The organism is Streptomyces sp. NPDC055815 (genome assembly GCF_053616475.1).
This window is the reverse complement of record NZ_JBSHDU010000120.1, coordinates 1-18,919: the sequence shown is the minus strand read 5'-3', so window position 1 is coordinate 18,919 and position 18,919 is coordinate 1. Positions and strand designations below refer to the sequence as shown.

At 72.0% G+C, this 18,919-nt stretch carries 18 protein-coding genes; 14 read left to right on the top strand and 4 right to left on the bottom strand.

What is annotated here, in order from left to right:
* Positions 1–138 precede the first annotated feature (138 nt).
* From aroA to ACWGN5_RS39595, 7 genes are all read left to right on the top strand, one after another.
* Entirely contained in the window at positions 139–1,374 is a 1,236-nt protein-coding gene (gene aroA, locus ACWGN5_RS39625; protein ID WP_453523287.1) for a 3-phosphoshikimate 1-carboxyvinyltransferase, read from the top strand.
* A 34-nt stretch (positions 1,375–1,408) separates the two neighbouring features.
* Positions 1,409–2,659, top strand: a complete 1,251-nt coding sequence (gene dxr, locus ACWGN5_RS39620; RefSeq protein WP_453523285.1) for a 1-deoxy-D-xylulose-5-phosphate reductoisomerase — start codon at positions 1,409–1,411, stop codon at positions 2,657–2,659.
* Complete coding sequence (locus ACWGN5_RS39615) at positions 2,656–3,963, top strand: M50 family metallopeptidase (protein ID WP_453523283.1); 1,308 nt, start codon at positions 2,656–2,658, stop codon at positions 3,961–3,963. Before dxr ends, ACWGN5_RS39615 begins: the two co-directional genes overlap by 4 nt.
* 103 nt (positions 3,964–4,066) lie before the next feature.
* Positions 4,067–5,224, top strand: a complete 1,158-nt coding sequence (gene ispG, locus ACWGN5_RS39610; RefSeq protein WP_041131513.1) for a flavodoxin-dependent (E)-4-hydroxy-3-methylbut-2-enyl-diphosphate synthase — start codon at positions 4,067–4,069, stop codon at positions 5,222–5,224.
* A gap of 131 nt (positions 5,225–5,355) precedes the next feature.
* Positions 5,356–6,201, top strand: coding sequence for a GNAT family N-acetyltransferase (locus ACWGN5_RS39605; RefSeq protein WP_453523281.1), 846 nt, complete (start codon positions 5,356–5,358; stop codon positions 6,199–6,201).
* Between the two features lie 42 nt (positions 6,202–6,243).
* Complete coding sequence (locus tag ACWGN5_RS39600; RefSeq protein ID WP_453523279.1) at positions 6,244–6,789, top strand: GNAT family N-acetyltransferase; 546 nt, start codon at positions 6,244–6,246, stop codon at positions 6,787–6,789.
* A gap of 71 nt (positions 6,790–6,860) precedes the next feature.
* Positions 6,861–8,564, top strand: a complete 1,704-nt coding sequence (locus ACWGN5_RS39595; RefSeq protein WP_453523277.1) for a proline--tRNA ligase — start codon at positions 6,861–6,863, stop codon at positions 8,562–8,564.
* Between the two features lie 379 nt (positions 8,565–8,943).
* Here ACWGN5_RS39595 and ACWGN5_RS39590 read toward each other — a convergent pair whose 3' ends face one another.
* From ACWGN5_RS39590 to ACWGN5_RS39575, 4 genes are read right to left on the bottom strand one after another with little or no spacing between them, the layout of a single operon-like run.
* Positions 8,944–9,846, bottom strand: coding sequence for a slipin family protein (locus tag ACWGN5_RS39590; protein WP_453523275.1), 903 nt, complete (start codon positions 9,844–9,846; stop codon positions 8,944–8,946).
* 46 nt (positions 9,847–9,892) lie between these two features.
* Positions 9,893–10,792, bottom strand: a complete 900-nt coding sequence (locus ACWGN5_RS39585; protein WP_453523273.1) for an aminoglycoside phosphotransferase family protein — start codon at positions 10,790–10,792, stop codon at positions 9,893–9,895.
* A gap of 44 nt (positions 10,793–10,836) precedes the next feature.
* Positions 10,837–11,253, bottom strand: a complete 417-nt coding sequence (locus ACWGN5_RS39580) for a ferritin-like domain-containing protein (protein WP_453523271.1) — start codon at positions 11,251–11,253, stop codon at positions 10,837–10,839.
* Positions 11,250–11,831 carry a hypothetical protein gene (locus tag ACWGN5_RS39575; RefSeq protein ID WP_453523289.1) on the bottom strand — a complete coding sequence of 194 codons (582 nt, stop codon included), beginning with the start codon at positions 11,829–11,831 and terminating at the stop codon, positions 11,250–11,252. The genes ACWGN5_RS39580 and ACWGN5_RS39575 overlap by 4 nt, the downstream gene beginning before the upstream one ends.
* A 179-nt stretch (positions 11,832–12,010) precedes the next feature.
* Here ACWGN5_RS39575 and rimP point away from each other — a divergent pair, with 179 nt between their 5' ends.
* From rimP to truB, 7 genes are all read left to right on the top strand, one after another.
* On the top strand, positions 12,011–12,508 hold the full coding sequence (gene rimP / locus ACWGN5_RS39570; protein ID WP_453523269.1) for a ribosome maturation factor RimP: 498 nt from the start codon (positions 12,011–12,013) through the stop codon (positions 12,506–12,508).
* A 2-nt stretch (positions 12,509–12,510) separates the two neighbouring features.
* Complete coding sequence (nusA, locus tag ACWGN5_RS39565) at positions 12,511–13,506, top strand: transcription termination factor NusA (protein ID WP_453523267.1); 996 nt, start codon at positions 12,511–12,513, stop codon at positions 13,504–13,506.
* A 74-nt stretch (positions 13,507–13,580) separates the two neighbouring features.
* Entirely contained in the window at positions 13,581–13,862 is a 282-nt protein-coding gene (locus ACWGN5_RS39560; protein ID WP_078908518.1) for a YlxR family protein, read from the top strand.
* A gap of 149 nt (positions 13,863–14,011) precedes the next feature.
* Complete coding sequence (gene infB / locus ACWGN5_RS39555; protein WP_453523264.1) at positions 14,012–17,101, top strand: translation initiation factor IF-2; 3,090 nt, start codon at positions 14,012–14,014, stop codon at positions 17,099–17,101.
* A 143-nt stretch (positions 17,102–17,244) separates the two neighbouring features.
* Complete coding sequence (locus ACWGN5_RS39550; protein WP_453523262.1) at positions 17,245–17,538, top strand: DUF503 domain-containing protein; 294 nt, start codon at positions 17,245–17,247, stop codon at positions 17,536–17,538.
* 30 nt (positions 17,539–17,568) lie between these two features.
* On the top strand, positions 17,569–18,009 hold the full coding sequence (gene rbfA / locus ACWGN5_RS39545; RefSeq protein ID WP_123455677.1) for a 30S ribosome-binding factor RbfA: 441 nt from the start codon (positions 17,569–17,571) through the stop codon (positions 18,007–18,009).
* Positions 18,006–18,905, top strand: a complete 900-nt coding sequence (gene truB, locus ACWGN5_RS39540) for a tRNA pseudouridine(55) synthase TruB (RefSeq protein WP_453523260.1) — start codon at positions 18,006–18,008, stop codon at positions 18,903–18,905. Before rbfA ends, truB begins: the two co-directional genes overlap by 4 nt.
* Positions 18,906–18,919: the final 14 nt, after the last annotated feature.

Here is an 18,919-nt window from a genome sequence, read left to right as displayed (position 1 = left end):
GCGGTGGGCGCGGGTCCCACACGGCGGCGGGGCGCCGCCCGGCGCGGGCGCGGGTTCCGCGCGAGGGGTCGCACCAGGGCGACGTCCACGTGGCGGACCGGTCCCCCCGCGCGCCCGAGGTCCGGCAGGATGGCCCCCGTGACCGTCATCCACATCCCCGGCTCCAAGTCCGTCACCGCCCGCGCCCTCTTCCTCGCCGCCGCCGCGGAAGGCACCACCACCCTCCTGCGCCCGCTCGTCTCCGACGACACCGAGGGTTTCGCCGAGGGCCTCACCGCCCTCGGCTATGCCGTGCGCCGCGAGCCGGACGCCTGGCACATCGAGGGCCGGCCCGCCGGGCCCGGTGTGGAGACCGCCGAGGTGTACTGCCGGGACGGCGCCACCACCGCCCGCTTCCTGCCGACCCTGGTGGCCGCCGGCCACGGCACGTACCACTTCGACGCCTCCGCGCAGATGCGCCGCCGTCCCCTCGGCCCGCTCAGCACCGCCCTGCGCGAGCTCGGGGTCGACCTCCGGCACGGCGGGGAGGACGGCCACCACCCGCTCTCCGTCCACGCCGCCGGCGTGAAGGGCGGGGCGCTCACGCTGGACGCCGGGCAGTCCTCCCAGTACCTCACCGCACTCCTGATGCTCGGCCCGCTCACCGCCGAGGGCCTCGACATCACCGTCACGGACCTGGTCTCGGAGCCGTACGTCGAGATCACGCTCGCGATGATGCGGTCCTTCGGGGCCGAGGTCACCCGGGAGGGCCGTACGTACCGCGTCGCCCCCACCGGCTACCGCGCACCCACCTACGGCATCGAGCCCGACGCCTCCACCGCCAGCTACTTCTTCGCCGCCGCGGCCCTCGAACCGGGCCGCTCCGTCACCGTCCCCGGCCTCGGGACCGGCGCCCTCCAGGGCGACCTGGCCTTCGTCGACGTGCTGCGCCGGATGGGCGCCGCCGTGGAGATCACGGACGAGGGGACGACCGTCCGCTCCACCGGCACCCTCCGCGGCCTCACCGTCAACATGCGGGACATCTCGGACACCATGCCGACGCTCGCCGCGATCGCGCCGTTCGCCGACGGCCCGGTCCGCATCGAGGACGTCGCCAACACCCGGGTCAAGGAGTGCGACCGCCTCGACGCCTGCGCCGAGAACCTCCGCCGCCTCGGCATCACCGTCGAGACCGGCCCCGACTGGATCGAGATCCACCCCGGCACCCCCACCGGGCCCGTCGAGATCGCCACCCACGGCGACCACCGGATCGTCATGTCCTTCGCGGTCACGGCCCTCCGCACCCCCGGGATCACCTTCGACGACCCGGGCTGCGTGAAGAAGACCTTCCCGGACTTCCACGAGGTTTTCCACAGGTACGCCCACTCCGCGTGAAGCCCGCACAGTCTTTGCGGCAAGAATGGGGGGCATGAGCGACCGCCCCTCTCCTCTCGCCGACCCGCACATCGCCTTCGACGTCTCCGAAGGACGCCGGGACATCGTCGTCCTCGGCTCGACCGGGTCCATCGGCACCCAGGCCATCGACCTGGTGCTGCGCAACCCCGACCGCTTCCGGGTCACCGCCCTGGCCGCCTCCGGCGGCCGGGTCGGACTGCTCGCCGAGCAGGCGCACCGGCTGAAGGTCCGGGCGGTCGCGGTCGCCCGCGAGGACGTGGTCGAGGAGCTGCGTACGGCCCTGAAGGCGCTGTACGGCTCCGAGCCGCTGCCCGAGCTCCTGGCGGGGCCGGACGCCGCGACCCAGCTGGCCGCCTCCCCGTGCCACACCGTCCTCAACGGCATCACCGGCTCCATCGGCCTCGCACCCACCCTCGCCGCCCTCGAAGCCGGCCGCACCCTCGCCCTCGCCAACAAGGAGTCGCTGATCGTCGGCGGCCCCCTGGTGAAGGCGCTCGCCAAGCCGGGCCAGATCATCCCGGTCGACTCCGAGCACGCGGCCCTCTTCCAGGCGCTCGCCGCCGGCACCCGCGCCGACGTCCGCAAGCTGGTCGTCACGGCCTCCGGCGGCCCCTTCCGCGGCCGTACGCGCGAGCAGCTGGCCCATGTCACCCGCGAGGACGCGCTCGCCCACCCGACCTGGGCGATGGGCCCGGTGATCACGGTGAACAGCGCGACCCTGGTGAACAAGGGCCTGGAGGTCATCGAGGCCCACCTCCTCTACGACATCCCCTTCGACCGCATCGAGGTCGTCGTCCACCCCCAGTCGTACGTGCACTCGATGGTCGAGTTCACGGACGGCTCCACCCTCGCCCAGGCCACCCCGCCGGACATGCGCGGTCCGATCGCCATCGGCATCGGCTGGCCCGAGCGGGTCCCGGACGCGGCCCCCGCCTTCGACTGGACCAAGGCCTCCACCTGGGAGTTCTTCCCGCTCGACACCGAGGCCTTCCCGTCCGTCGGCCTGGCCCGGCACGTCGGCGAGCTGGGCGGCACCGCCCCCGCCGTCTTCAACGCCGCGAACGAGGAGTGCGTGGAGGCGTTTCTCGCCGGGCGGCTGCCGTTCAACGGAATCATGGATACCGTCACTGCGGTCGTCACCGAGCACGGAAAGCCCAGCAGGGGAACCTCGCTGACGGTCTCGGACGTCCTCGAAGCGGAGACCTGGGCACGCGCCCGGGCCCGAGAGCTCGCAGCGAAGGCAACAGCGGAGGCCCGCGCATGAACGAAATGCTCCTGTACGCCCTGGGCATCGTGCTGTTCGCCCTCGGTCTCCTCGTCTCCATCGCGTGGCACGAGCTCGGCCACCTCTCCACGGCCAAGCTCTTCGGCATCCGCGTGCCGCAGTACATGGTCGGCTTCGGCCCGACCATCTGGTCGAGGAAGCGCGGCGAGACCGAGTACGGCATCAAGGCCATCCCGGCCGGCGGCTACATCCGCATGATCGGCATGTTCCCGCCGGGCGAGGACGGCAAGATCGAGGCCCGCTCCACCTCGCCCTGGCGCTCCATGATCGAGGACGCCCGCGAGGCCTCGTACGAGGAGCTCCAGCCCGGCGACGAGACGCGGCTGTTCTACACGCGCAAGCCGTGGAAGCGCGTGATCGTGATGTTCGCCGGACCGTTCATGAACCTGGTCCTGGCGGCCGCGCTGTTCTTCGGCTCGATGATGACCCTCGGCATCGAGGGCCAGACGACCCAGGTCGCGGGCGTCCAGAAGTGCGTCATCAAGCAGAGCGAGAAGCGCCAGGAGTGCCGGCCGGGCGACCCCGTCTCCCCGGCGTTCAAGGCCGGCCTCCAGCAGGGCGACAGGATCGTCGCCTTCAACGGCACGCCGGTGAGCGACTGGGACACCCTCTCGGACCGCATCCGCGACACCATCGGCCCGGCCACGGTCACCGTGGAGCGCGCCGGACAGCGCATCGAGCTGCACCCCACCCTCGTCTCGAACGAGGTGCCGAAGAAGGACGCCGACGGCAAGGTCGTCCAGCCGCTCGACTACGGCCCGGCCGGCTACCTCGGCTTCGCCTCCAAGACCGAGGTCGCGCCCCTCTCCTTCGGCGAGACCACCGAGCGCATGACCGATCTCCTGGAGACCGGCGTCCACTCGGTCATCGCCCTGCCGGGCAAGATCCCCGGCCTGTGGGACGCCACCTTCGGCGACGGAGAGCGCGCGGAGGACTCGCCGGTCGGCGTCCTCGGCGCCGCCCGGATCACAGGTGAGCTCATGACCGTCGAGGCCCCGCCCGAGCGGATCCTCGTCTACTTCATGAACATCCTGGTGATGTTCAACGTCTCGCTGTTCCTGTTCAACATGCTCCCGCTGCTGCCGCTCGACGGCGGTCACATCGCGGGCGCGCTGTGGGAGTCCGTGCGCCGTCACGTCGCCCGGATCTTCAAGCGCCCCGACCCCGGCCCGTTCGACGTGGCCAAGCTGATGCCCGCCGCCTATGTGGTGGCCGGTGTCTTCGTCTGCTTCACGCTGCTCGTCCTCGCCGCCGACATCGTCAACCCGGTGAAACTGACGTAGCTCCCAGGGGGGCCGGACCCGGTGGTGTCCGGCCCCCCGCCCCCGGGGCGGTAACCTCGGAACCCTGAGCCCGCCGACGCACAACCTTGAGGTTGCACTTCAGATGACCGCGATTTCTCTCGGTATCCCGACCGTTCCGACCCGGCTCGCCGAGCGGCGCAAGAGCCGCCAGATCCAGGTCGGCAGCGTGGCCGTCGGCGGTGACGCGCCCGTCTCCGTCCAGTCGATGACGACGACCCGCACCTCCGACATCGGCGCCACGCTCCAGCAGATCGCCGAGCTGACCGCCTCCGGCTGCCAGATCGTGCGCGTGGCCTGCCCGACCCAGGACGACGCCGACGCGCTCGCCACGATCGCCCGGAAGTCCTCCATCCCGGTCATCGCCGACATCCACTTCCAGCCGAAGTACGTCTTCGCCGCGATCGACGCCGGCTGCGCGGCCGTCCGCGTCAACCCGGGCAACATCAAGCAGTTCGACGACAAGGTCAAGGAGATCGCCAAGGCGGCCTCCGACGCCGGCACCCCGATCCGGATCGGCGTCAACGCCGGCTCGCTCGACGCCCGCCTCCTGAAGAAGTACGGCAGGGCCACCCCCGAGGCGCTCGTCGAGTCCGCCCTCTGGGAGGCCTCCCTCTTCGAGGAGCACGGCTTCCGCGACATCAAGATCTCGGTCAAGCACAACGACCCGGTCGTCATGGTCGAGGCCTACCGCCAGCTCGCCGCCCAGTGCGACTACCCGCTGCACCTCGGCGTCACCGAGGCGGGCCCGGCCTTCCAGGGCACCATCAAGTCGGCCGTCGCCTTCGGCGCCCTGCTCTCCCAGGGCATCGGCGACACCATCCGCGTCTCGCTCTCCGCGCCGCCGGCCGAGGAGATCAAGGTCGGCATGCAGATCCTGGAGTCGCTGAACCTGCGCCAGCGACGCCTGGAGATCGTCTCCTGCCCGTCCTGCGGCCGCGCCCAGGTCGACGTCTACAAGCTCGCCGAGGAGGTCACCGCCGGCCTCGACGGCATGACCGTCCCGCTGCGCGTCGCCGTCATGGGCTGCGTCGTCAACGGCCCCGGCGAGGCCCGCGAGGCCGACCTCGGCGTCGCCTCCGGCAACGGCAAGGGCCAGATCTTCGTCAAGGGCGAGGTCATCAAGACCGTCCCCGAGTCGAAGATCGTCGAGACCCTCATCGAGGAGGCGCTCAAGATCGCCGAGCAGATGGAGAAGGACGGCGTCGCCAGCGGCGAGCCGACGGTCGCCATCGGCGCCTGACGCCTTCCACCCGCTCGTACGAAGCCCCTCCACCCCACCCGGTGGAGGGGCTTCGTGTGCAGGACGGGCCCCGCCGAGGGGCACGGGGGTACAGTGCGGAGACCAGCAATCCGTACCGTGAGGCCCCCCACGTGCTGACAGAGACCACCACTCGGGTCCTCGAACCCGCCGACCTCGGCGCCGCGCTCGCCGTCCTGGAGAGCGCCCCCGTCGAGAACGCCTTCGTGACCGCCCGCGTCCAGGTCGCCGGGCTCGACCCCTGGCGCCTCGGCGGCGAGATGTGGGGCTGGTACACCGAGGGCAGGCTCCGCTCGCTCTGCTACTCCGGCGCCAACCTCGTCCCCATCTGCGCCACCCCCGAAGCCGTCCGCGCCTTCGCCGACCGGGCCCGCAGGATCGGCCGCCGCTGCTCCTCGATCGTCGGCCCCGCCGAGGCCACCGGCGAGCTGTGGCGGCTCCTGGAGCCCAGCTGGGGCCCCGCGAGGGACGTCCGCGCCCGCCAGCCCCTGATGGTCACCGAGGAACCCTCCGCCACCGTCGTACCCGATCCGCTGGTGCGCCGCGTCCGCAAGGACGAGATGGAGGTGATCATGCCCGCCTGCGTGGCCATGTTCACCGAGGAGGTCGGCGTCTCCCCGCTCGCCAACGACGGCGGACTGCTCTACCAGGCCCGCGTCGCCGAGCTCGTCGGCGCCGGCCGCTCCTTCGCCCGCATCGAGGACGGCAAGGTCGTCTTCAAGGCCGAGATCGGCGCCGCCACCCGCCACGCCTGCCAGATCCAGGGCGTCTGGGTCGCCCCCGAGCACCGCGGCAAGGGCCTCTCCGAGACGGGCATGGCCGCCGTCCTCCGGTACGCCCTCGCCGACGTCGCCCCCGTCGTCAGCCTGTACGTCAACGACTTCAACACCCCGGCGAGGGCCGCGTACCGCCGCGTCGGCTTCCGCGAGACCGGCGCGTTCATGAGCGTGCTGTTCTGAACCCGCTGTGCCCGGCGGGCGGGCGCTTGTAGGGTGCGCCGCATGGATGACGCAGAGGTCGTGATCGGTCCGGTCAATCTCGCCGCCCGGGTGGACGAGGCCCTCGCCGTGCAGGCGGTCGCCTTCGGCCTGGACGCCGGCGAGGTCGCCGTACGCCGCCACATCGTGCTGCGCCACCTCCTCAGCCCCGGCGCCCGCGCCTACGGGGCCACCACCCCCGACGGACGGCTCGTCGGCTTCGTGTACGGGATGCCCAACGACCGCACCCACTGGTGGTCCACCGTCGTCGAGACGTACCTGCGGGCCACCGGCACCGCCGACTGGCTCGACGACTCCTTCGTCATCACCGAACTCCACGTCCACCCCGACTTCCAGGGCCGGGGCGTCGGCCGCGAGCTGATCACCACCATCACCGACGGCGCCGACGAGAAGCGCTCCATCCTCTCCGCGATCGACACCGACTCACCGGCCCGCGGCCTCTACCGCTCCCTCGGCTACGTCGACCTCGCCCGCCAGGTCCATTTCCCCAGCGCCCCGCGCCCGTACGCGGTCATGGGAGCCCCGCTGCCGCTCAAGCGCCGGAACTGATTTCTCCTGCCAGGGGCCGCCCGGCTAACCTCGGGCCCATCACTTTCAGCCCCGGCAGGAGTACAAGAACCATGGCCAACGCACCGGTCCAGCGCATGTCCCAGTTGATGGCGAAGACGCTGCGCGACGACCCGGCGGACGCCGAGGTCCTCAGCCACAAGCTCCTCGTCCGCGCCGGCTACGTCCGCCGCACCGCCGCCGGCATCTGGAGCTGGCTGCCCCTGGGCAAGAAGGTCCTCTCCAACGTGGAGCGGATCGTCCGCGAGGAGATGGACGCCATCGGCGGCCAGGAGGTCTCCCTGCCCGCGCTGCTGCCCCGTGAGCCGTTCGAGGCGACCGGCCGCTGGGACGAGTACGGCGCCGAGCTCTTCCGCCTCCAGGACCGCAAGGGCGGCGACTACCTCCTCGGCCCGACCCACGAGGAGATCTTCACCCTCCTGGTGAAGGACCAGTGCTCGTCCTACAAGGACCTGCCGGTGACCCTCTACCAGATCCAGAACAAGTTCCGCGACGAGGCCCGCCCCCGCGCCGGCATCCTCCGCGGCCGCGAGTTCCTCATGAAGGACTCGTACTCCTTCGACACCGAGGACGAGGGCCTCACCCAGTCGTACGGCCTGCACCGCCAGGCCTACCAGCGCATCTTCGACCGCCTCGGCCTCGACTACCGCATCGTCGCCGCCACCGCCGGCGCGATGGGCGGCTCGAAGTCCGAGGAGTTCCTCGCCCCCGCCGAGGCCGGCGAGGACACCTTCGCCGACTGCCCGAACTGCGACTTCGCCGCGAACACCGAGGCCGTGTACCAGACGGTGAAGCCGGTCGACGGCTCCGCCGTCCCCGCCGCCGAGGAGATCCCGACCCCCGACACCCCGACGATCGAGACCCTCGCGGCCTCCCTCGGCGTGCCGGCCTCCTCGACCCTCAAGAACCTCCTCGTGAAGGTCGACGGCGAGATCGTCGCCATCGGCGTCCCCGGCGACCGCGAGGTCGACATGGACAAGGTCGAGGACCACTTCGGCCCGACCGCCGTGGTCGAGCTGGTGACGGAGGAGGACTTCGCGCAGCGCAGCGACCTCGTCCGCGGCTACGTCGGTCCCCAGGGCCTGGAGAAGGTCACCTACCTCGCCGACCCGCGCGTCGCGCCCGGCACCGCGTGGATCACCGGGGCCAACAAGGAGGGCATGCACGCGAAGAACGTCGTCGCGGGCCGTGACTTCGAGGTCTCCGAGTACGTCGACGTCGTCGTCGTCCAGGAGGGCGACCCGTGCCCCAAGTGCGGCACCGGCCTCAAGCTGGACCGCGCCATCGAGATCGGCCACATCTTCCAGCTCGGCCGCAAGTACGCCGACGCCCTCAAGCTCGACGTCCTCGGCCAGAACGGCAAGCCGGTCCGCGTGACCATGGGCTCGTACGGCGTCGGCGTCTCCCGCGCGGTCGCGGCGCTCGCCGAGCAGACGGCGGACGAGAAGGGCCTGTGCTGGCCGGCCGAGGTCGCCCCGGCCGACGTCCACGTCGTCGCCGCCGGCAAGGCGCTCCAGACGGAACTGGCCCTGGAGGTCTCGGAGAAGCTCTCCGCGGCCGGCCTCCGCGTCCTGGTCGACGACCGCGCGGGCGTCTCCCCGGGCGTCAAGTTCACCGACGCGGAGCTCATGGGCGTCCCGAAGATCCTCGTCGCGGGGCGTCGCTCGGGCGAGGGCGTGGTGGAGCTGAAGGACCGTCGTACGGGTGAGCGCGAGGAGCTGACGGTCGCCGAAGCCCTCACCCGCCTGACGTCCTGACCCCGTGTGGGCGCCGCCTTTCGCCGGGCGGCACCCGCACTGGACGGCGCCCCGGCCCGCCCCTCCGTGTGAGCCCGCGCCTGCGCTGGGCGGTGCCCCCGCGCCGTGTGGGCAATCGTCCCGCTGGGGCGGGACGGGTGGGCACACGGGACGGCGCGCCCAGCGGCGCCTCCGCGTTCCGCGCCTGAACCCGCACCTCGTGCACCGAGCTGGTGGTGCGGGTCCAGGCGCGTGAGCCTCTGGAGCCGGCAAGGGCGCCGTCCGTTGTGCCCACCCGTTCCGCCCCGGCGGAACGCATGCCCACAACGGGGCCGGGTGGGCGCCGCCCCAGCGGAACGCCTGCCCACAACGGCGGGGCGCGGGCCCACAACGGCGGGGCTCAGGCGCCGCGTTCCTGGGGGGACGGTTCCACCGACGTGCCCGTCAGGTCCTCCACCGCCTCCTCCGCCGCCGCCCGCCCCTTCAGATACGCCTCGCTCAGCGGCGGAGCCGGCGCAGCCGAGGACTCCTCCGCCGGTCCCGCCGGCGTCGCGCGTTCCAGGAACCGCAGCAGTTCCACCGGAATCGGCAGGACCAGCGTCGAGTTCTTCTCCGCCGAGACCGCCATCACCGTCTGCAGCAGCCGGAGCTGCAGCGCGGCCGGCTGGTCCGACATCACGCCCGCCGCCTCGGCCAGCTTCTTCGAGGCCTGGAGCTCCGCGTCCGCGTTGATGACCCGTGCCCGCCGCTCGCGGTCCGCCTCCGCCTGCCGGGCCATCGAGCGCTTCATCGTCTCCGGCAGCGACACGTCCTTGATCTCGACCCGGTCGATGGCCACGCCCCAGCCCATCGCCGGACTGTCGAGCATCAGCTCGAGACCCTGGTTGAGCTTCTCGCGGTTGGACAGCAGATCGTCGAGGTCGCTCTTGCCGATGATCGACCGCAGCGAGGTCTGCGCCATCTGCGAGACCGCGAACTTGTAGTCCTCCACGCGCACCAGCGCGTCGGCCGCGTCGACGACCTTGAAGTAGACGACCGCGTCGACCCGTACCGTCACGTTGTCCCGGGTGATGCCCTCCTGCGCGGGCACGGGCATCGTGACGATCTGCATGTTCACCTTGTGCAGGCGGTCGACGACCGGAACGATCATCGTGAAGCCGGGCGGGCGGATGGTGTCACGCAGCCGGCCGAAGCGGAACACGACACCCCGCTCGTACTGCTTGACCACCCGCGCCGCCGCCGCCGCGTACACCGCGACCGCCGCGGCCGCGCCGGCCGCCGCCATGAGCAGCTCTTCGATCATCACGGCCCCCTGGAATCGAGCCGAAAGCTACAAAAAGGGTATTCCCCTACAGCCAGCTCGCGAACTCCAGGAGCAGCTCGGCGTCCTGCCACCGCCCGGCCGTCAGCGCCCGCGTGCCCGATTCGACCGCGCGGAACAGGGTCCAGCCGCGCAGCCGCTCCCGGTCCAGGTCCAGCGAGTCCGCCAGCTTGTTGACCCGCCGCCGGGCCGCCGAGGCGCCCGAGGACGCGGCCACCAGGTCCTCGACCCGGTCCCGTACCAGCCGGGCGAGGTCGTAGGCCCGCTCGCCGACCAGCGGCTCGGGGCCGACGGCCAGCCAGGGGGTCCGGTCGCCGGCGAGGACCTTGCCCTGCCGGAAGTTCCCGTGCAGCAGCAGTGACTCGGAGGAGTCGGCCACCAGCTCCTCGCGGGCGGCGAGCGCCGCCGCCGTCAGTTCCCCGGTCGACGGGTCCGCGCGGTACGGCTCCATCGCCCGCACCTGCCGGGCCGTCCGCTCCGCCGCCGTCTCGAAGCCGTGCTCCGCCGGGGGGTCGACCCACAGCTTCCGTACGGTGCCGGCGGCCTCCAGGAGCGCCTTCGCCTCCGGCAGGGAGCGCAGCGAGACCTCGGGGTGCAGCCGTTCGAGGACGAGCGCGCCCTCCCCGGCCTCGTCGAGGAGCTGGACCGCGCCCCAGCCGTTCCAGTGCGCCAGCGCGTCCCGTTCGAGGTCCGGCCGGGTGAACGGCGGAGCGATCTTGAGCGCGGCGGGGGAGCCGCCGGAGCGCCGGACGAGCACGACCAGGCTGCTCCGCCCGCCGGGGGCCATCACCCGTTCGGTGTCCAGGGACGCGTGGGCGAGCGCCTGCTCGGCGAGCTCGGGCAGCTTCCCGAGCCACTCGGCCGCCGCGGCGTCCCCGTACGTCTCACCGAGCGTCCTGGCCAGTCGCTGCGGCGGTTCGAAACCCATGCGTACGTTGTTCCTTCGGTCGGGGCGGGACTCGGTCGGGGCGGCTACACCCGCTCGGCGAGCCCAGGAAAGGTTACGTCGCTGCCGCGCCAGCGGACGGCGCGTACCGCCGCCTCCCGGAGCGCGGCGGCCGCCTCGCCCCGCGCGCGCCCCTCGGTGGCCCGGACGAGGTCGGAGTAGACCCCGGCCACCCGGTCCTCCAGGACCGCCGCGAGCCGTACCGCGCCGGCCGGGTCCGCGACCGGGAACGGCAGCTCGTACGCCGCCTCCGCCGCCACCGGCGTCCCGCCGAGGTCCCGCACGGTCCGGCGCAGGGCGTCCCGCCGGGCCCGGTGCGCCTCGTACGCGGCGGTGGCCTCGGCCCGCCGTTCGGTGCCGATCCGGCCGCCGACGACCCCGTACCCGTACACCGCGGCGTGCTCGGCGGACAGCGCGGCCTGGGTCGCGACGAGGGCGCTCATGCCCGGGCTCCTTCGGTCAGCAGATAGGCGTGGGCGGCGCCGGAGGCCGCCACGGAGGCGAGCAGCCGGGCGTACTCGGGCGGGGCGGTGAGCAGGGCGGCGGTGTGTCCGTCGGAGGCCGCGCGCTCGGCGGCGGCGAGCTCCTTGAGCGCGGCCCGGGGGTCGGCCGCCACCCGAACGGGCGTGGGGGAGGCCGCGGGTTTCCCGGCGGCGGAGGCGGACGAGGACGCGGTGGCGGCCGGGGCCGTGGACCCGGCGGCCGCCGCGGGCTTCACAGCGGCGCCGCCCTCCCCGAGCGCCTTCGCGTGCGCCGCCACCGCGCCCCGCAGCGCGGTCAGCCGGGGTGCAAGGGCCGGGTGGGCGGCGAGCGTCGCGTCGTAACGTTCCAGCAGGCCGCGCGCGGCGGTCACCGACCGCAGCCGCAGGGCCGCCTCGGCGCGCGCCACCCGTTCGGCCTCGACCTCGGCGGCGCTCGGCCGCCGGGGCCCGCCGTCCGGCGCGGAGGTGCAGGCCGCGAGGGCCGTCGCTCCCGCCGCCGCGCCCGCCACGAGGAGTGCGCGTCTGCCCGTCGTCGTCACGCCTGCTCTCCCCGTCTGCCGTCCGTCGTCGAAGATCGTCGAGATCACCGCAGGCGAGCGTACCCGCGGGCCCCGGGGGCATGGACGGCAACACCCTCCCGGACCGGATACCCTTTGTGCTGACACGCGACGACACGCGACGAACCCACAACAGCACACGCGGCCGAGGAGTCACCCGGATGAGCACCACCCAGAGCGACAGGCTGCGCGGACTCGTGGAGCCGCTCGTCGCCGCGAAGGACCTGGATCTGGAAGAGATCGAGGTGTCCCGGGCCGGCCGCCGCGGACTGCTGCGGATCGTCGTCGACTCGGACGAGGGCGTGGAGCTGGACGCCTGTGCCGAGCTGAGCCGCGCGATCTCCGAGAAGCTCGACGAGACCGACGCGATGGGCGAGGGCGAGTACGTCCTCGAAGTCAGCTCCCCGGGCGCGGACCGCCCCCTCACCGAGCACCGCCACTACGTGCGCGCCACCGGCCGCCTGGCCAAGCTCCAGCTGGTCGAGGGCGGCGACCTGGTCGCGCGCATCCTGGCCGTGGACGAGGACGGCCTCGACATGGAGGTACCGGGCGTGAAGGGGCGCAAGCCCACCGCCCGCCGGGTCGAGTTCGCCGAGATCGCCAAGGCGCGTGTCGAGATCGAGTTCAACCGCAAGGACAAGAAGGAAGAGGAGGCGTAGCCGTGGACATCGACGTGAAGCTCCTGAAGGGCTTGGCACAGGAGAAGGAAATCTCCTTCGAGATGCTGGTCGAGGCGATCGAGTCGGCCCTCCTCATCGCGTACCACCGCACCCCCGACGCCCGTCGCCACGCGCGCGTGGAGCTGAACCGGGCCACCGGTCACGTGACGGTGTGGGCGAAGGAGGACCCCTCCGACCTGGAGGAGGGCCAGGAGCCCAAGGACTTCGACGACACCCCGTCGGACTTCGGCCGGATCGCGGCGAGCACCGCCCGCCAGGTCATCCAGCAGCGGCTGCGGGACGCCGAGAACGACGTGACCTTCGGCGAGTACGCGCGCCGTGAGGGCGATGTCGTCGCCGGTGTGGTGCAGCAGGGCAAGGACCCGAAGAACGTCCTCGTCAAGCTGGACGACAAGCTGGAGGCCATCCTTCCGGTGCAGGAGCAGGTGCCGGGCGAGGACTACACGCACGGCCTGCGGCTGCGCACGTACGTCGTCCGGGTGGCGAAGGGTGTCCGCGGTCCGTCCGTCACCCTCTCGCGCACCCACCCGAACCTGGTGAAGAAGCTCTTCGCCCTGGAGGTGCCGGAGATCGCCGACGGTTCCGTCGAGATCGCCGCGATCGCCCGTGAGGCCGGTCACCGCACCAAGATCGCCGTGCGTTCCACCCGTTCGGGCCTGAACCCCAAGGGCGCCTGCATCGGCCCGATGGGCAGCCGCGTCCGCAACGTGATGGCGGAGCTGCTCGGCGAGAAGATCGACATCGTCGACTGGTCGGACGACCCGGCCGAGATGGTGGCGAACGCGCTCTCGCCGGCGCGGGTCTCCAAGGTCGAGGTCGTGGACCTCGCGGCCCGCTCCGCGCGGGTGACGGTGCCGGACTACCAGCTGTCGCTCGCGATCGGCAAGGAGGGCCAGAACGCCCGCCTCGCCGCGCGGCTCACCGGCTGGCGGATCGACATCCGTCCGGACACGGAGCCGGCCGCTCCGCAGGACTGAGACCGTTTTTGGCCAACAGCTGTTCGATTTTTGCCCCAAACGGGTGAGGTCGGTACGGGGAGGTAGACTTAATCGTGTCTGGCCGGACGCATGCCTGCGCGTGCCCTGAGCGAACCTGTGTGGGATGCCGGGAGCGAGCGGCCAAGAGCGATCTGCTGCGGATCGTGGTGAATAAGGACGAGTGCGTCCCTGATCATCGCGGTACGCTGCCCGGCCGGGGTGCGTACCTGCACCCCGCCGTGGTCTGTCTCGACCTGGCGGTCCGCCGCCGGGCCTTTCCGAGGGCCTTCAAGGTCCAGGGACCGCTCGACACGGAGGCACTCCGCCACCACGTCGAGCAGGCGGCACCGCAGTGAAAAAGAAGTACGGCACGGAACACCGTGCGGTCAGGTACCTCGCGAGTTGGAAGTAGGTCGAGATTGCGATGAGCACTCGATGAGTACGCGATGAGTACGCCCATGAAGTAGCGACGGTCCGGCGGTAACCGGACCTATAAAGGAGCGAAGTGGCTAAGGTCCGGGTATACGAACTCGCCAAGGAGTTCGGTGTGGAGAGCAAGGTCGTCATGGCCAAGCTCCAAGAACTCGGTGAATTCGTCCGATCTGCGTCCTCGACGATCGAGGCGCCGGTCGTGCGCAAGTTGACTGACGCTTTGCAGGGTCCCGGTGGCAACGCCGGCAAGACCGCTGCCAAGCCCGGCGCGCCCCGCAAGGCGGCGCCTTCCCCCGCGGCGCCGTCTCCGGCCGCCGCGGCTCGTCCCGCTGCCCCGAAGCCCGGCGCCCCGGCCCCCAAGCCGGCCCCCGCCGCGCCCGCGGCGCCGGCGCCGGTCACTCCGGCCGCGCCCGCGAGCAGCACCCCCTCTCCGGCTCCGGCCGCCTCGGGTCCCCGCCCGGGCCCGAAGCCCGCGCCCAAGCCGGTCACCCCGGCTCCGGCCGCCCCGGAGTTCACCGCGCCCCCGTCGGCTCCCGCCGCCGGTCCGCGTCCCGGTGGCGCCACCCCGGGCCCCCGTCCCACCGGCGAGCGTCCCGCCCGCCCGGGTCAGGGTGCCCCCCGCCCGCAGGGCCAGGGCGCGCCGCGCCCCGGCGGCCAGCAGGCCCCCCGTCCGGGCGGTGCCCGTCCGGCCGGTCCCCGTCCGGGCAACAACCCCTTCACCTCGGGTGGCTCCACCGGAATGGCGCGCCCGCAGGCGCCCCGTCCGGGTGGCGGCGCTCCCCGTCCCGGCGGCCCCGGTGCCGTTCCGGGCGCCCCGCGTCCGCAGGGTGGCCCCGGTGGCGCCCCGCGTCCGCAGGGTCAGGGCGGTGCCCGTCCCACCCCCGGTGGCATGCCTCGTCCGCAGGCTCCCCGTCCGGGCGGCGCGCCCGGCGGTAACCGTCCGAACCCGGGCATGATGCCGCAGCGTCCCGCTGCCGGCCCGCGTCCCGGCCCCGGCGGTCGTGGTCCCGGTGGCCCCGGCGGTCGTCCGGGCGGTCCCGGTGGCGGCGGCGGTCGTCCCGGCTTCGCCGGTCGTCCGGCCGGTCCCGGCGGTGGCGGCGGCGGCTTCGCCGGTCGTCCCGGTGGTCCCGGTGGCGGCGGCGGTCGTCCGGGTGGTCCCGGCGGCGGTGGCGGCGGCTTCGGCGGTCGTCCCGGCGGCTTCGGTGGCCGTCCCGGTGGTCCGGGTGGCCGTGGTGGCACGCAGGGCGCCTTCGGTCGTCCCGGCGGTCCCGCGCGTCGTGGTCGCAAGTCGAAGCGTCAGAGGCGCCAGGAGTACGAGGCCATGCAGGCCCCGTCCGTGGGCGGCGTGATGCTGCCTCGCGGCAACGGCGACACCATTCGCCTGTCGCGCGGTGCCTCCCTCACCGACTTCGCCGAGAAGATCGGCGCCAACCCGGCGTCGCTCGTCGCGGTGATGATGAACCTCGGCGAGATGGTCACGGCCACGCAGTCGGTCTCCGACGACACGCTGACGATGCTCGGCGAAGAGATGAACTACGTCGTCCAGATCGTCAGCCCGGAGGAGGAGGACCGCGAGCTCCTCGAGTCCTTCGACATCGAGTTCGGCGAGGACGAGGGCGGCGAAGAGGCTCTGGTCTCCCGTCCGCCGGTCGTCACCGTCATGGGTCACGTCGACCACGGTAAGACCCGACTGCTCGACGCGATCCGCAAGACGAACGTCGTCGCGGGCGAGGCCGGTGGCATCACCCAGCACATCGGTGCCTACCAGGTCTCCACCCAGGTCAACGACGAAGAGCGTCGCATCACCTTCATCGACACCCCGGGTCACGAGGCGTTCACCGCCATGCGTGCCCGTGGTGCGAAGTCGACCGACATCGCGATCCTCGTGGTCGCGGCCAACGACGGCGTCATGCCGCAGACGATCGAGGCGCTCAACCACGCCAAGGCCGCCGGCGTCCCGATCGTCGTCGCGGTCAACAAGATCGACGTCGAGGGTGCCGACCCGGTCAAGGTCCGCGGTCAGCTGACCGAGTTCGGTCTGGTGGCCGAGGAGTACGGCGGCGACACGATGTTCGTCGACATCTCCGCCAAGCAGGGTCTGCACATCGACTCCCTGCTGGAGGCCGTCGTCCTCACCGCCGACGCCTCGCTCGACCTTCGGGCCAACCCGAACCAGGACGCGCAGGGTATTGCGATCGAGTCCCACCTCGACCGCGGTCGCGGTGCCGTCTCGACCGTCCTGGTCCAGCGCGGAACGCTGCGCATCGGCGACACCGTGGTGGTCGGCGACGCGTACGGCCGCGTCCGGGCGATGCTCGACGACAAGGGCAACAACGTCGAGGAGGCGACCCCGTCGACTCCCGTCCTGGTGCTCGGTCTCACCAACGTGCCGGGTGCCGGCGACAACCTCCTGGTCGTCGACGAGGACCGTACGGCCCGTCAGATCGCCGAGAAGCGCGCTGCGCGTGAGCGCAACGCCGCCTTCGCCAAGCGCGTCCGCCGGGTGTCCCTCGAGGACCTCGACAAGGTGCTCAAGGCCGGTCTGGTCCAGGAACTCAACCTCATCATCAAGGGCGACGCGTCCGGTGCTGTCGAGGCCCTCGAAGCCTCGCTGCTCCAGCTCGACGTCGGCGAAGAGGTCGACATCCGCGTCCTGCACCGCGGTGTGGGTGCGGTCACCGAGTCCGACATCGACCTGGCGATGGGCTCCGACGCCATCGTCATCGGCTACAACGTCCGTGCGGCCGGCCGTGCCGCGCAGATGGCGGAGCGCGAGGGCGTCGACGTCCGGTACTACTCGGTGATCTACCAGGCCATCGAGGAGATCGAGGCGGCCCTGAAGGGTCTCCTCAAGCCGGAGTACGAAGAGGTCGAGCTCGGTACGGCGGAGATCCGCGAGGTCTTCCGCTCGTCCAAGCTGGGCAACATCGCCGGTGTCCTCATCCGCTCCGGCGAGGTCAAGCGCAACACCAAGGCGCGCCTCGTCCGCGACGGCAAGGTCATCGCCGAGGACCTCACGATCCACGGTCTGCGCCGCTTCAAGGACGACGTCACCGAGATCCGCGAAGGCTTCGAGGGTGGTATCAACCTCGGAAACTTCAACGACATCAAGATCGACGACGTCATCGCGACGTACGAGATGCGCGAGAAGCCGCGCGCGTAACGCGTAGGGCTGCGTCCGGGGCCGGTCGGCGGAAGATATTTCCGTCGATCGGCCCCGGCCGTTGCGTGTACGGTTCTGGTGTCCCTGCCAAGCGACGGCGTGGCAGGCCACCGAACCCGAACCGGCGGGACATCCGGCACTACATGTACGTGGGGACTCTGTCCTTCGACCTGCTCCTCGGCGACGTCCACTCGTTGAAGGAGAAACGCTCCGTCGTCCGGCCCATCGTCGCCGAGCTCCAGCGCAAGTTCTCCGTGAGCGCGGCAGAGGTGGGTGAACAGGACCTCCATCGCAGGGCCCGTCTCGGTGTCGCGCTGGTGTCCGGGGACCCGGGGTTCCTCTCGGGCGTGCTCGACCGCTGTGAGCGGCTCGTCGCCGCACGTCCGGAGGTGGAGCTGCTTTCGGTGCGCCGCAGGCTCCACACTGATGAAGACTGATCTGAGCAAGGCAAAGAAGGAGAAGGACCAGTGGCCGACAACGCGCGGGCGAAGAAGCTGGCAGACCTCATCCGGGAGGTGGTCGCCGAGAAGCTGCAGCGCGGCATCAAGGACCCCCGCCTGGGTACGCACGTGACCATCACGGACACCAGGGTCACCGGTGACCTGCGGGAGGCCACGGTCTTCTACACGGTCTACGGCGACGACGAGGACCGTGCGAGCGCCGCGGCCGGCCTGGAGAGCGCCAAGGGCATCCTCCGCTCGGCCGTGGGCCGGGCGGCGGGGACCAAGTTCACCCCGACCCTGACCTTCGTGGCCGACGCCCTCCCGGAGAACGCCCGCACCATCGAGGACCTCCTCGACAAGGCGCGCGCCTCGGACGCCCAGGTGCGCCAGGCCTCCTCGGGCGCCACCTTCGCGGGTGACGCCGACCCCTACAAGAAGCCGGGCGAGGACGAAGCCGCCGAATGAGCAACACGACCAAGACGCCCGACGGCCTTGTCATCGTCGACAAGCCGTCGGGCTTCACTTCGCACGACGTCGTGGCCAAGATGCGCGGGATCGCCAGGACCCGCCGCGTCGGCCACGCCGGCACGCTCGACCCCATGGCCACGGGCGTCCTCGTCCTCGGCGTGGAGCGGGCCACCAAGCTCCTCGGTCACCTCGCGCTGACCGAGAAGGAGTACCTGGGCACCATCCGCCTGGGCCAGACGACGATCACCGACGACGCCGAGGGCGAGATCACGGCGTCGGTCGACGCTTCGAAGGTCACCCGCGAGCAGATCGACGCGGGCGTCGCCGAGCTGACCGGCGCCATCATGCAGGTGCCGTCGAAGGTCTCCGCGATCAAGATCGACGGCAAGCGGTCGTACGCGCGCGTGCGCGGCGGCGAGGAGTTCGAGATCCCGGCCCGCCCGGTCACCGTCTCCTCCTTCCGGGTGTACGACGTCCGCGAGGCCACCGCCGAGGACGGCACCGCCGTCGTCGACCTGGTCGTCTCGGTCGTCTGCTCCTCCGGCACGTACATCCGGGCGCTCGCCCGGGACCTCGGCGCCGGGCTCGGCGTGGGCGGTCACCTGACCGCGCTGCGCCGCACCCGGGTCGGCCCGTACAAGCTGGACTCGGCCAGGACCCTGGACCAGCTCCAGGAGGACCTCACGGTCATGCCGGTCGCCGAGGCGGCCGCGGCGGCGTTCCCGCGCTGGGACGTCGACGAGAAGCGGGCCAGGCTGCTGCTCAACGGCGTCCGCCTGGAGATGCCCGCGTACCCGAAGGGTCCCGTCGCGGTCTTCGGGCCGGAGGGGAAGCTGCTCGCGCTGGTCGAGGACCAGCGGGGCAAGGCGAAGAGCCTGGCCGTCTTCGGCTGAGCGAAGGTCTCCAG

Coding starts and splice junctions, on each gene's coding strand:
- dxr (WP_453523285.1), top strand. CDS start 1,409: ATGAGCGACCGCCCCTCTCCTCTCGCCGACCCGCACATCGCCTTCGAC.
- ACWGN5_RS39615 (WP_453523283.1), top strand. CDS start 2,656: ATGAACGAAATGCTCCTGTACGCCCTGGGCATCGTGCTGTTCGCCCTC.
- ispG (WP_041131513.1), top strand. CDS start 4,067: ATGACCGCGATTTCTCTCGGTATCCCGACCGTTCCGACCCGGCTCGCC.
- ACWGN5_RS39600 (WP_453523279.1), top strand. CDS start 6,244: ATGGATGACGCAGAGGTCGTGATCGGTCCGGTCAATCTCGCCGCCCGG.
- ACWGN5_RS39595 (WP_453523277.1), top strand. CDS start 6,861: ATGGCCAACGCACCGGTCCAGCGCATGTCCCAGTTGATGGCGAAGACG.
- ACWGN5_RS39590 (WP_453523275.1), bottom strand. CDS start 9,846: ATGATCGAAGAGCTGCTCATGGCGGCGGCCGGCGCGGCCGCGGCGGTC.
- ACWGN5_RS39585 (WP_453523273.1), bottom strand. CDS start 10,792: ATGGGTTTCGAACCGCCGCAGCGACTGGCCAGGACGCTCGGTGAGACG.
- ACWGN5_RS39580 (WP_453523271.1), bottom strand. CDS start 11,253: ATGAGCGCCCTCGTCGCGACCCAGGCCGCGCTGTCCGCCGAGCACGCC.
- rimP (WP_453523269.1), top strand. CDS start 12,011: ATGAGCACCACCCAGAGCGACAGGCTGCGCGGACTCGTGGAGCCGCTC.
- ACWGN5_RS39550 (WP_453523262.1), top strand. CDS start 17,245: ATGTACGTGGGGACTCTGTCCTTCGACCTGCTCCTCGGCGACGTCCAC.
- truB (WP_453523260.1), top strand. CDS start 18,006: ATGAGCAACACGACCAAGACGCCCGACGGCCTTGTCATCGTCGACAAG.